Origin of the sequence: Acaryochloris sp. CCMEE 5410, assembly GCF_000238775.2 — a bacterium.
Lineage (GTDB): Bacteria > Cyanobacteriota > Cyanobacteriia > Thermosynechococcales > Thermosynechococcaceae > Acaryochloris.
In genome coordinates, this window is record NZ_AFEJ02000002.1 from 1,446,524 (window position 1) to 1,459,298 (window position 12,775).

At 48.4% G+C, this 12,775-nt stretch carries 10 protein-coding genes; 8 read left to right on the plus strand and 2 right to left on the minus strand.

Translation table 11 applies throughout. The annotated features are described in order from the left end of the window. Window positions 1-1,024: 1,024 nt before the first annotated feature. On the plus strand, window positions 1,025-1,732 hold the full coding sequence (locus tag ON05_RS27550; RefSeq protein WP_029315333.1) for a hypothetical protein: 708 nt from the start codon (window positions 1,025-1,027) through the stop codon (window positions 1,730-1,732). A gap of 473 nt (window positions 1,733-2,205) precedes the next feature. Here the strand turns inward: ON05_RS27550 and ON05_RS27555 are convergent, their stop codons facing one another. Continuing rightward, the gene (locus tag ON05_RS27555; protein ID WP_010475943.1) at window positions 2,206-2,982 is read right to left on the minus strand and encodes a class I SAM-dependent methyltransferase; all 777 of its coding nucleotides are present in this window, start codon (window positions 2,980-2,982) and stop codon (window positions 2,206-2,208) included. Between the two features lie 174 nt (window positions 2,983-3,156). On the opposite strand from ON05_RS27555, the gene ON05_RS27560 reads away from it, so the two are divergent. After that, entirely contained in the window at window positions 3,157-3,960 is an 804-nt protein-coding gene (locus ON05_RS27560; protein ID WP_010475941.1) for a class II glutamine amidotransferase, read from the plus strand. Here the strand turns inward: ON05_RS27560 and ON05_RS27565 are convergent. Next, window positions 3,954-4,697: a sugar phosphate isomerase/epimerase gene (locus ON05_RS27565; RefSeq protein WP_010475940.1), complete on the minus strand. Its 744-nt coding sequence runs from the start codon at window positions 4,695-4,697 to the stop codon at window positions 3,954-3,956. The two genes, ON05_RS27560 and ON05_RS27565, sit on opposite strands and share 7 nt — an antisense overlap. 5 nt (window positions 4,698-4,702) lie before the next feature. Here ON05_RS27565 and ON05_RS27570 point away from each other — a divergent pair, with 5 nt between their 5' ends. The 6 genes from ON05_RS27570 (at window position 4,703) to ON05_RS27595 (ending at window position 12,666) form a co-directional block, all read left to right on the plus strand. Next, complete coding sequence (locus tag ON05_RS27570) at window positions 4,703-5,233, plus strand: hypothetical protein (RefSeq protein WP_236619022.1); 531 nt, start codon at window positions 4,703-4,705, stop codon at window positions 5,231-5,233. A 35-nt stretch (window positions 5,234-5,268) separates the two neighbouring features. After that, a complete protein-coding gene (locus ON05_RS27575; RefSeq protein ID WP_010475938.1) occupies window positions 5,269-6,006 on the plus strand; it encodes a hypothetical protein in 738 nt (245 codons plus the stop codon). Window positions 6,007-6,465: 459 nt separating this feature from the next. Continuing rightward, a complete protein-coding gene (gene gltB, locus ON05_RS27580) occupies window positions 6,466-11,097 on the plus strand; it encodes a glutamate synthase large subunit (protein WP_029315330.1) in 4,632 nt (1,543 codons plus the stop codon). A gap of 86 nt (window positions 11,098-11,183) precedes the next feature. Further along, a complete protein-coding gene (locus ON05_RS27585; RefSeq protein WP_029315329.1) occupies window positions 11,184-11,888 on the plus strand; it encodes a CAP domain-containing protein in 705 nt (234 codons plus the stop codon). Window positions 11,889-12,086: 198 nt separating this feature from the next. Next, on the plus strand, window positions 12,087-12,332 hold the full coding sequence (gene psaC, locus ON05_RS27590) for a photosystem I iron-sulfur center protein PsaC (RefSeq protein ID WP_009556083.1): 246 nt from the start codon (window positions 12,087-12,089) through the stop codon (window positions 12,330-12,332). A 115-nt stretch (window positions 12,333-12,447) separates the two neighbouring features. Then, complete coding sequence (locus tag ON05_RS27595) at window positions 12,448-12,666, plus strand: hypothetical protein (protein WP_012162199.1); 219 nt, start codon at window positions 12,448-12,450, stop codon at window positions 12,664-12,666. The last annotated feature ends 109 nt before the right edge of the window (window positions 12,667-12,775 follow it).

Below are 12,775 nucleotides of genomic sequence, written 5' to 3' on the forward strand. Positions count from 1 at the left end.
TTCCCAAGGCATATATGAGTTTTCTATCCATTTGATTTGGTCAACACTTAAGGACGGAACTCATCTTAGTTACTTGCCCAAATGCAGACTATTTCTAATGACATTACTTTAATGGAAACTTTTCTAGAGGCCATTGAGGCTGATGATGTAGGTATAGTCAGGCAATTTATTGTTGAGAATAAAGCAGAAGTCAATAGACCTCTTGCAATATTCGTTTCATGATGTGCCACTTACTCAATAAATGCTGCGATCTGCCCTGGTTTTTTAGTCCGGTACCATATCGCTCGTTGAATTATGCAAGAGGTCTATTCTGAGCGACTGTTTTTAGGCGTGTATCTAAAGTTAGCAATGGACTAGATAACGTTTGAGCAACTTAAGCATCATAAGCATAAATATTATGCTCAATAGCGATTTCCAGCGCTTTAGGGATACTAACTTTCGCTAAACTCACCGAAATCTGTTGTGTTATTGAGTAAATGGCTTACACATCGCTTGTTTCAAGTTGAAGTCGAAGCTGCCCCCAAATTTTATGAGATTAATCGTTCTGAGCTAGGTCGAGGGTTTCTTGACGAAGTAGATACGACTGTCCAGTGAATCGTTCAGAATCCAAGAGCGTGGAAAGTACTCGATGGGCAGATAAGTCGTTGCCGCCTAAGACGGTTTCCCTATGGTATCGTCTACAGCATTGAAGAAGGTTCAATACTCGTTTTATCTATCATGCACCTCCATAAGCATCCCTCTTCTTGGCGGGGTAATGTTAGCAGTGGCTAGGACACCTAGTTGTGGCTTCACGCGGTCTAACGGCGAAAGTAAGCGGCGGCGAGTGGGCTAAAGCGTCGCACGAAGATTCATTACCGTCCTCTCCACCGTGTTGTTAGACCGTGCCTCAACGGAGAGACTTGCAACTACTCAATCAACGTATTCTCAGATATCCAGTAGTTTAAGAGACATCTCGGTGAGTTAATTCATTTGGTCAACAATCTGAGTCAGATCAAGACAAATTCAGGCTGAGCGTGATCCTGTTATGAAAAAAATAAGACATAACGCTTTCACTAAGTTAGTATCCTTCTTTTTAGGTTTGCTGCTTGTGACCAGCAGTACATTAATTGCCTGCTTCAATCCGCTGGCTTCCCCACCCCCCGATTATTTCCCCCTCAAAGTTGGTGATTGGTGGCAGTACCAAACCGTTGATGTAGAAGCTTCTGTTTACGGACCTGTCACTGAAAAAGTGAAGTTAAGCGTAGTCAGTCAGGAGAGACAAGCCGAAGGCACGCTCCTATATGTAATTGGAACATCGTCTATTAACAAGCCAAGTGAACTATTCTCGCGAGAATGGTACTCTAAACCTGCTGGGCAAGTACTCGCTCATCGCAAAGAATACCCCCAATGGTCGAAAGAAAATCGAGGTTTTTCTTTTGATCCACCACATATTGAACTCAAAAATCCGCTACAACCTGGGGACTCTTGGGTATGGGAGGGCAAAGGATTTTTTGGGGTCTACACTTCTGAATCCAGCAAGGTTGTCGCCAGCGAAACTGTAGTTGTTCCTGCAGGTGAATTCCTAGCTATGAAAATTGAAACGCTGGAAAGAATCCTGAACTCGGAACAAAAAATTATCTCTTGGTATGCCGATGGGGTTGGGTTGGTGAAGTCAGAGAGATATTCCAACTACAAAAGCTCTAAACCTGCCGCCAGCACTACGGAACTCCAAGATTACAGCTTTAGAACCTAGCTCTGTTTTGTCATTGTGACCTTCAGGAAAGATTATCTTTGCAGTCCAGGACGCCTAGTTGAGTGGGCACAACACAACGAAACCTGTGATTCAAGGGAAGAGTAAATGAGCGTGGTTGCTGTCATGCGGGCTAACGTTTAGCTTAGCGGCATCCGTGCCGGATCCGCTGGCCATAAAAAACTGTTAATTGCGGATGTCCGTTGCGGCGATAGTTCAATTGTCTGTTAACTGATAGTGTTCCCAGCTAGTGATCATTTTTTTAATCGTCAACTGCACTATGGTTATACGTCAGGTTGTCGCATAACACCCTATTTCAGTGGGTTATATGCCAAGTATTGGATAATACGCCGATATTGACACACTATGTTGCATAAAATTGCCCAATCGTGCCATAAATTATCATTTCCTCTATTCCACCTGCTGATAATTGCAAGCAATACTTCAGCAATGCCTGGTCCACTAAAAGACTATTGCTAGGTGATGGTGTATATGAATCGATAGCCAGCATCATAATGGGTCTGTTTGCGGAGATATCTATGCTTTTGATCCCATATTCCTGTCTCTAAATCTCTGCGTAGCTTTGATAATCCTAGTTCTAATTCATCCTCATTGAGCTTGGCAAAGGATGAAATTCCGTTGCGAATATTGTCCTCCAGATATAGTTCGGGTCGTGCCCATCCGACCGCAGCGAATGAGTCTGATAAATCATGGGGTAAAGGGAAAGGAATGATATTCACAGCTGTATCCATAAGGGTTTCAATCTCAGCCGTTAACGTTGCGATAGGTATAAAAGTAGACTGAACATCGGCAATGAACGAAGGGAAATACTCAGTTAGCCAAAAACTAGAAATGAGGTCTGGATCGTAGGTAAAGATAACTACCCGACCATCTCCGGTCACTCTGTGAATCTCTTGTAGCGCTTGCGAATAATCTGGGAAATGGTGCAATGCCAGGATGATGATGGCTACGTCTGCTGCATGAGAGGACAATGATAGCTGTTCAGCCTTGGCATCTATCCAACGGACTGCCGGATGGGCGATTGCCTGACGCCGCATTACCGTTGATGGCTCAACGGCCAGAACTTGATATCCATGCTCGGCCAGATACAGTGCATAAGATCCTGTACCCGCACCAATATCTACAATCGTGGAAGCCTGAAACGGCTCTAAAATTTCTAACAGTTTGGCTGCGATGCGTGGATCGCTCTGTCTAGTTTGGGCGTAAGTTTTCCCAATCGTGTCGTAAAGCATGATGCTCTCTACTCTACCTGCCGAATACTCAACACAGTACAGGACGTCTCCATCAGATAGGTGCAAATGCTCAATTTCTTGCGCGTAAGATTGTGGGAATTGGCATGGTATTTGGTTGCGGCCTCTTTCCCTTTCCACCTACAATCGACGGCGTAGAACTGCTTGCGATCGCTCATGTGTCAGTTATTAGGGATGAACTGTAATGGGCCAACGGACATATGTTTCTCCTTTGAAGGGTTCTGCGCCCGAGGCGGAAAAACAGACGATCATAAAGACGGGTGGGGCATTGCCTTCTTTGAAGGGGCAGCCTGTCGGGTCTTCCTAGATGACAAGCCTTCTGCAACCTCTGCTATTGCCAAACTGATTCGGGAATACCCGATTAAATCGACGAATGTTATCGCTCATATTCGCAAGGCCACCATTGGTCCCGTCGGCTTAGAAAATTGCCATCCCTTTATGCGGGAACTTTGGGGGCGACATTGGGTGTTTGCCCATAATGGAGACCTACCCACTCTGAAATCTGGAAGTTTAGGCACCTATCGCTCCGTGGGCCAAACGGACAGTGAACGAGCATTTTGCTTAATTATGAATCAGCTCCGAGATAAATTCCCCCAAGAACAGCCGCTGATGGAAGAGCTGTTCCCCGTCTTGCAAGAGATGACCCAGGCCATCGCCAGTCATGGCATCTTCAACTATTTACTCTCAGATGGAAAACATCTGTTTGTGCACTGTTCCACCAAGCTTTGCTATATCGTCCGCCAGTCCCCTTTTGCAGCAGCACACCTGATTGATGAAGATCTGACGGTTGATTTTCAAGAGTTAACGACACCTTGCGATCGCGTTGCCATTATTGCCACCACTTGTCTAACGGACAACGAAACCTGGACCACCATTCAACCGGGAGAACTGCTTGTCTTTCAGGATGGATTACCGCTGATTTTTCAGGATGATTGGGCTTGTAAAGTTAGTCGTTACTGAGGAGAAAGCTCCAAGCGTATTGCTGAGATCAACTGATTAAAATCAGAGAGTGTGATGGGCTGGCGATGCTCAACACATAAAACGGCTGGTTGGAATGACAGTTGCCTCAACCATTGCCCCAAGGAGAAATCAGGCGGGGTTGAATTGGGGCCTTTCAGTTGAAGTTCTTCTGTTGGGAAAGTCCAGTTGGACAAGAAGGTTCCCAAATCGTAGCCACTATCGAGAATATGCCCAGTATCTAGCAGAGTGGTAAAAACCTTGGGGTCTGCTAAGGTTTCCACGAGCTGACCGATTCGGTATGGTTCAGTCATGGCTGCACAGCGTCGCGGACTTAATGGCTCAATCATAATTTTGATGCCAAGGGTCTTGGCTTTAGCGGCACAAGAACTGAAAAAGTCTAAGCAGCGCTCAAAGGGGGAATCAACCACATCAGCACCAAATCCGCAGACAGTCACGATTCGAGGGACTTGGAGTTGAGCCGCAATCTCTAAGGTTTGGTGGACATGATGGAGTGCCTGCTGCCGATGGTGGGCATCTGGATAGAGGGGATGAAAGTCGTGCATGGCGTAAGCTTGGACGGCTGCGATTGAAACATTAGCTTTGAGATAGGGGTCCAAGTTCAAATTGCCGGAGTTGGCAATCTCTAATGCAAGATGCTGTTGCGCTGCAAGCTGCAATCGTTCACCCAAGGATGGGGCAGGTAAAGAGCTTTCGTTGTAGGCCAAGATTGGTTGCATAGGCGTTGATTGTACAAGAAGGCATGTTAAACATAGCTAAGTTCCGAGTACTTCCTGAAAGTCAGCTCTCAGAGCAAGACTTTGATGACTACCCGGTGTGGTCAGAATATTATGACTGGGAGGAAATTGAAGACTTGGAGCGCTGGGGACTTAATCGAGAAAAAGTGCTTCATTTATTTGAAAAAAACTCACCTGGGAATGAACACTGTGTTTATACGTTACTTGAGTACAACCCGTTCCCAGATCGTATGAGAGTCTTCATTCGAGCAGCCATTACAACTAAGAATGGTTTGGAACTTAAGGGTTTTATTATGAATGAGGACGCATACTGTTTAGCCCTCTTTTACCAAGACGAAGAGTTTATCTTTAGCCAAAACCCACTTCTTGAACTAGAGAATCAGCGAACAGCAGAACAGCTCCAATCAGTCATAGGTACATCAACAAGTCTCTTTCCTGTTCGATATAAGACAGAGTTCAAGTCTGCTCAAGGTTCTCTGATTGCTGGAGAGTTTATGTATGGTCTTAAGAAGGTGTGAAACTCCAGTTCAATGGGAATAAATGACTAGGGGAAATGATTCGGGATGTCAGCAGTATGAGAGCTGAATCGCTATTTGAATATGACTGGGTTACCTTTGGCCTGGGCGACATTCGTCCAACAAAACCAACGTACTCATCGTCTGCCTATGATCTGCTGCCTCCGATTCCTAAACTTGCTCCAGACTGCGCTTGGCTACCTCCACTCCATCCAACTATTGACGCAGAGATGGAGGATTATCGCTTAGATGAGAAAGCGAAATACGAATACGCTAGGCAACTAAAAACAATAGAAAGGGAGGCTATTTCCCTTGGGATCGAATTGCCTAGTACATTTCTCACTTTGGCTCGGTCATTTGAATTTCAAGAGCGTATTCCTTCTTGCACAGCTTGTTACTTTGACTTACCAGAAAGAATTATTGAAAGTCCCTTTCGGCAAGGAGACTTCATTCTTAGATTTTTAAATGATCAGCAAGTTTGCGTCTGTTGGTATATCTATCTCCCAACGAATGCACCACATTTCGTTATTTCTTCTTCGGCTGATTATGACGAACCGTTTCTAGACTCAATTGACTTTGAGGCTTCTCCAAAATTAGTTCAGAACTGTATGGAATCGACTTCAATCGCAGCCAAATCTTTTGACGAATTTATATATCGGTTTTGGATCGAAAACGTGATTTGGTTCAAGCTGAACGAAAAAATACCGATGCTGGAATTAGAACTTGACTACATTCGCCATATTGCACCTGATTACACCGACCCAAATGGCAGATAACGCATGGATGAACTGCAGTCCGTTTTGTGGTTGCTCTGGCACATCGAATATAACCAGTCCCAACTCAGTTCCCCGAATTGTTATTTGACATTAATTCTGAAAGACCAAAAATTATCCTGAAATGTACAAGAGCCCTTTAGATGAGGCTGGCAAAGGCAACGGTAGATTCGGGATGTTTTGCGTTAAGATTTAATACGCAGAGCACAACATCTGATTGCCCCTCTCCTTCTTCACAGACACCTGCCTTCATTGACTGTAGAGAGGGAACCTTAAGTATTCCAAGGATTCCGGCATTATCCGATACATCTGCGTTAGGCGGATTATCCTTTGGTTACATAAGATACATTTTCTCCCGATTGCTTTGTGCACTACTGGGATTGAAGGCGATCCGCTGAACTTTTTCGGCTGCATCTTGAGATAGCGCAGCCATTTTTTCACCCCTATATTCTGAACCCGATCATGACTCACACCATGAATGCGCTTAATTCCTCCTCCGCTTCCATTTTTCCTGGGCAGCCTTGGCTCATAGAGGAACGGGATGCCTGTGGTGTTGGGTTTATTGCCAGTCCCCAAGCCAATCACGATCTGATTCAGCAAGCCTTAACCGGGTTGACCTGTCTGGAGCATCGGGGTGGATGTAGTGCCGACCGAGATTCGGGGGATGGAGCCGGAATTCTGACGGCCATTCCCTGGCAGCTCTTTCAACAGTGGTGGTCTACCCAAGATCAGTCCCTACCAGGTGTAGAGCAGGTAGGGGTGGGAATGGTGTTTTTGCCCACCGATGCTGAGGCATTGGCCCACTGTAAGCAAATTGTGGAAGAAGTTGCGATCGCAGCCCAATTCCAAGTCCTAGGATGGCGACCTGTACCCATCAAACCTGATCTGCTAGGAGAGCAAGCCCGCGCTAACCAGCCTGGCTTTGAGCAGGTGTTTCTGGCCTCGCCCAACCTAAGAGGCGATGAACTCGAACGTCAGCTTTATTTAGTCCGTAAGCAGATCGAAAAAGCCGTGTCTGAGACAGGAGCAGACTGGGCACCCGAGTTTTACTTCTGTTCCCTATCCCATCGCACCATTATTTATAAAGGCATGGTGCGCTCAGAAATCTTGGGAGCCTTTTATGAGGATTTGCAAAACCCTGACTATCTGAGTTCCTTCGCCATTTACCATCGTCGATTTAGTACCAATACCTTACCCAAATGGCCCCTGGCCCAACCCATGCGCTTCTTGGGCCATAACGGCGAGATCAATACGTTACTTGGCAATATCAAATGGATGGCGGCACGGCAGTCGGCCCTGAGTCACCCCCATTGGCAAGACCGTTTTGAAGAGCTGCGTCCCCTGGTCAATCCGAATGCCAGCGATTCAGCCAATTTAGATAAAACTCTAGAGCTGTTAGTGCAGTCCGGGCGCAGCCCCCAAGAAGCGCTGATGATGCTGGTGCCGGAAGCCTACCGTAATCAGCCTGCCCTGGCAGATCACCCCGAAATCGTTGATTTCTATGAGTACTACAGCGGCCTTCAGGAGGCCTGGGATGGTCCAGCTTTGTTGGCTTTTAGCGATGGCAAAGTTGTAGGAGCGGCATTGGATCGCAACGGACTACGACCTGCCCGCTATTGCACCACTCAGGATGGCACTGTCTATGTCTCCTCAGAAGCGGGAGCCATTCCCATCCCCGAAGCCGAGATTGTTACCAAAGGGCGCTTAGGACCAGGACATATGATTGCGGTGGATTTAGCCACCCATCAAGTGCAGACCAACTGGGAGATTAAGGCTCAAATCGCTGCCGAACATCCCTATGGAGACTGGTTGCGATCGCATCGTCAACCCCTGGCGGAACAGCCCTTCCCTGGCGCCCCCCAGTCTGAACCCCAAACCTGCTTTCAGCAGCAGGTGGCCTATGGCTTTTCCCTAGAGGATGTGGAAATGGTGGTGCAGGCCATGGCTAAGGATGGCAAAGAACCCACCTTTTGTATGGGAGATGATATTCCCCTGTCGATTTTGTCGTCTCGGCCCCATGTGCTCTACGACTACTTTAAGCAGCGCTTTGCCCAGGTTACCAATCCCGCCATTGACCCCTTACGGGAAAAGCTGGTGATGTCCCTGGTAACGTTGTTGGGCCGTCGCCGCAATTTTCTGGATCATGATCCAGAAGCCGCTCGTTTGATTAAGCTCAACTCTCCGGTGATTAATGAAACGGAGCTGGGGGCGATTCGGACCTCTGGGTTTGGGGTGAAAACCCTCTCCACCTTATTTCCCCTCAGCAATGGTCCTGAGGGCTTAGCGACTGCCGTGCAGTCACTCTGTGAACAGGCCACCGCCGCCGTTCAATCGGGGCAGCAGATATTAGTGATTAGCGATCGCCATACGCCCACGGGAGAGACTACCTGGCTCAATGCCGACTATAGCTATATCCCACCTTTGCTAGCCGTGGGGGCAATTCACCAGCATTTAGTCAAACAAGAAATTCGCCTGCAGGCTTCCCTGGTTGTGGAAACGGCTCAATGCTGGAGTACCCATCACTTTGCCTGTCTAATTGGATTTGGGGCAGCGGCCATTTGTCCCTACTTGGCCCTAGAATCCGTACGCCACTGGTGGTCTGATGAACGCACCCAAAAGCTAATGACGCGGGGCAAAATTCCGGCCATGACCATTGGTGGTGCCCAAAGTAACTATCGCAAAGCCGTGGAAGCAGGCTTACTGAAGATTCTCTCTAAGATGGGGATTTCGCTTATTTCCAGCTATCAGGGGGCGCAGATTTTTGAAGGAATTGGCATTGGCCCGGAACTGCTAGAGCTAGGATTTGCTGGTACCACCTCTCGGGTGGGCGGACTGACCATTGCTGAACTGGCTCAAGAAACCATGGCCTTCCATCAGAAAGCCTTCCCTGAGCTGGATCTGAAAAAGCTAGAAAACTTTGGCTTTATCCAGTTTCGTCCGGGGGGTGAATACCATATGAACAACCCGGATATGTCCAAGGCCCTGCATAAAGCCGTGGCTGATAAGGACTATGACCATTATCAGGTTTATAAGCAGCAGCTCCTTAGTCGGCCCGTGACGGCCCTAAGGGATTTACTGGATTTTAAGAGCGATCGCACCGCGATACCTCTCACGGAAGTGGAGTCGGTGGAAGCCATCGTCAAGCGCTTCTGCACCGGCGGCATGTCTTTAGGGGCCTTGTCTCGGGAAGCCCATGAAGTGTTGGCGATTGCCATGAACCGTATGGGTGCCAAGTCTAACTCCGGTGAAGGTGGCGAGGATACAGTCCGGTTTAAGGTGCTCTCCGATGTGGATGCCAATGGCAAGTCAGCTGTGCTGCCCCATTTACAGGGACTTCGCAATGGCGATACGGCCAGTTCTGGGATTAAGCAAGTGGCATCAGGGCGGTTCGGGGTCACGCCGGAATATTTAATGAATGCACAGCAAATTGAAATTAAGCTGGCTCAAGGCGCAAAACCCGGTGAAGGGGGTCAGTTGCCAGGGAAAAAAGTTAGTCCCTATATTGCCATGCTGCGCCGCTCCAAGCCTGGAGTTACCCTGATTTCACCCCCACCCCACCACGATATTTACTCCATTGAAGATCTGGCCCAGCTAATTTTTGATCTGCATCAGATCAATCCCCAAGCCAAAGTTTCTGTCAAACTCGTGGCAGAGATTGGTATTGGCACGATCGCGGCTGGGGTGGCGAAAGCCAATGCTGATGTGATTCAAATTTCCGGTCATGATGGGGGTACCGGAGCCTCCCCCTTGAGTTCGATTAAACATGCAGGCAGTCCCTGGGAATTGGGGCTAACGGAAGTGCATCGGGCTTTGATGGTGAATCAACTGCGCGATCGCGTTATTCTTCGGGCCGATGGGGGTCTTAAAACCGGATGGGACGTGCTGATGGCGGCCCTGATGGGAGCAGAGGAATACGGCTTTGGCTCCATTGCCATGATTGCTGAAGGCTGTATTATGGCCCGCATTTGCCATACCAATAACTGTCCCGTAGGGGTTGCCACCCAGCAAGAAAAGCTGCGCCAGCGATTTACGGGTATCCCCGAGCATGTGGTTAACTTTTTCTACTTTATTGCCGAAGAAGTGCGCTCTCTGCTGGCTCACCTGGGATATCACTCCCTCAATGAAGTGATTGGTCGAGCCGATCTGTTGCAGGTGCGAGAGGATGCTCAACTCACCAAAACCTCGCAGCTCAACCTCGATTGCCTCACCCAACTCCCCGATACCCGCACCGATCGCAGTTGGCTAGATCATGGTCCGGTTCATACCAATGGTCCCGTCTTAGATGATCAGTTGCTGCAGGATGCTGACATTCAACGGGCGATTCAAAATCAAACGACTGTGGCTAAAACCGTAAAAGTTGTGAATACGGATCGGAGTGTGGGGGCGCGGATTGCGGGGGCGATCGCAAAACAGTACGGCAATACCGGATTTACCGGCCAGCTCAATCTCACCTTTGAAGGCAGTGCGGGCCAAAGTTTTGGGGCCTTTACCTTACCCCACATGACCCTCAACCTAGTGGGAGAAGCCAATGACTATGTGGGTAAGGGCATGCATGGCGGTGAAATCACTATCAAACCCTCACCAGAAGCCACCTATGCTGCTGCAGACAATGTGATTATCGGTAACACCTGTCTCTATGGTGCGACGGGTGGCACCCTCTATGCCAACGGTAAAGCGGGAGAACGATTTGCCGTGCGCAATTCCCAAGGCCAAGCCGTGATTGAAGGCTCCGGCGATCACTGCTGTGAATATATGACGGGCGGTGTCGTGGTTGTTCTTGGGGAAACAGGCCGTAATGTGGGTGCGGGTATGACGGGTGGACTGGCCTACTTCTTGGATGAAGAGGGCAGTTTCCCCACTAAGGTCAACCCAGAGATTGTTCAAATTCAGCGAGTTAATACGGAAGCAGGTGCCCAACAGTTAAAGGCTCTCATCCAAACCCATGTAGACCATACGGGTAGCCCCAAAGGTCAAGACATCTTAGATCGCTGGTCTGAATATCTGCCGCAGTTCTGGCAGGTGGTACCTCCTTCAGAGGCAGAGCGATCAGAAGTCAGCGAAGGGGTGACGGAAAAGATGTTGACGTCTGCCTAAGCGTAATACTCAGCACTATCTCAGGTGAGTTCACAGTTTATTGGGTAAAATAATTCCCAATTCATCACGCGCGCGACCCATTATCTATGGCTAAGTCCAGCTTATCTCGGGTGTCGTTGACGGCGTTGGAACAGGATGAGGTTGGGAACAAGGGACAACGCACCCAGCTGGGTGCCCAAAAGTCATTGTCTTGGTGGTTGGTGGGGTGTATCGCTCTCCCCATCAAATTGCCATTTCCAGTACCTTTTGAATGTAAAACGCCCCGACAAACACCGACTATTCGTCGACAGCCCCGACGGCGAAAATCAGTCCCTCGTCCTGCCCCAGAGCCCGTCTTAGAGGCGCCTGAGCCGATTCCTTCTCAGAAAACGAGGCGCGATTCAACAGCCGTTACTCAAAGCAATTTATCCCAGCTGATTTATGCAGAAGTGAATGATATTCGCCAGTCCTATGGTCTACAGCCCCTCCAGTGGAATGCAGAGGTTGCCAACGTGGCTCGCAGCCATAGCCAGAATATGGCTGCCAATAATTTCTTTAGCCATGCTGACCCCCAAGGTAATACGGCATTGGAACGCTTATTGAATGCCGGTGTTCGGTTCAATCTGGTGGCCGAAAATTTGGCTTTGAATGAAAATGCGCCAGATCCAGTGGCCCAGGCCATTATGGGCTGGTGGGATAGCCCTGGACATCGACAGAATATGCTACGGGCGGACGTAACAGAAACGGGGGTAGGCGTCATCCGCCAGGGGAAGGAATATTTCTTTACACAGGTCTTTATTCGCCAACCTTAAATGATTAAAAGAGTCTAGATATCAGGCTTTGAGAGGCTTCTATTAAGTAACATTGTTTGAAGTTTCCTCTCATTTTTGTAGAAGTGGCAAATGCGCTGCTGTAAACTAAAACACGTTATAGGATCCTTGACTATACAGTTGTCTTTGAAAAGCACCCGGCGCTAACAGACGCCATTTATTTTTTGGAGCTCTTATTCAATGTCTCACACAGTCAAAATTTATGACACTTGCATCGGATGCACCCAATGTGTCCGTGCCTGCCCAACCGATGTTCTCGAAATGGTTCCTTGGGATGGATGTAAGGCGGGTCAAATTGCCTCATCTCCCCGCACAGAAGACTGTGTGGGCTGTAAGCGTTGCGAAACAGCTTGCCCCACCGACTTCCTGAGCATTCGGGTTTATTTAGGTGCAGAAACAACGCGCAGCATGGGCTTGGCTTACTAAGCGTCTTCGCTTTCATCGTAAATCTTGAGTCAATTTTGCTGTGTTGCATTTTTTAAAAGAGGGAGCCTCGGCTTCCTCTTTTCGTGTTTTAGCTATGGATTTGACGGCGGACGATATGAGCCAATCAAAGACGATTTGGGTAAATGAACAGCTCGATCCGGCTGGATTAATGTATGCCTGTATTGCCTGTTGTGATGCCCAACATGCCCAAGACTGTCACACCTCTTTTCAAGACAATTTGACGGAGCATCAAAAGCAAGCCGGATGGGTGGCCCGGTTGAGAACTGTGGAGTCCTGGGATGATGTGCCTGCCTGCGCCCTGAAACTCAGCTAAGATGTCTGAAGTGTCGGGTCGCGCATAGGCAAATAGCATGGAAAACGGTCGAAACCATGAAGATAAGGCTACCAAAATTTCCCAAACTCTCGCGGCAGAGTTGGAGAAT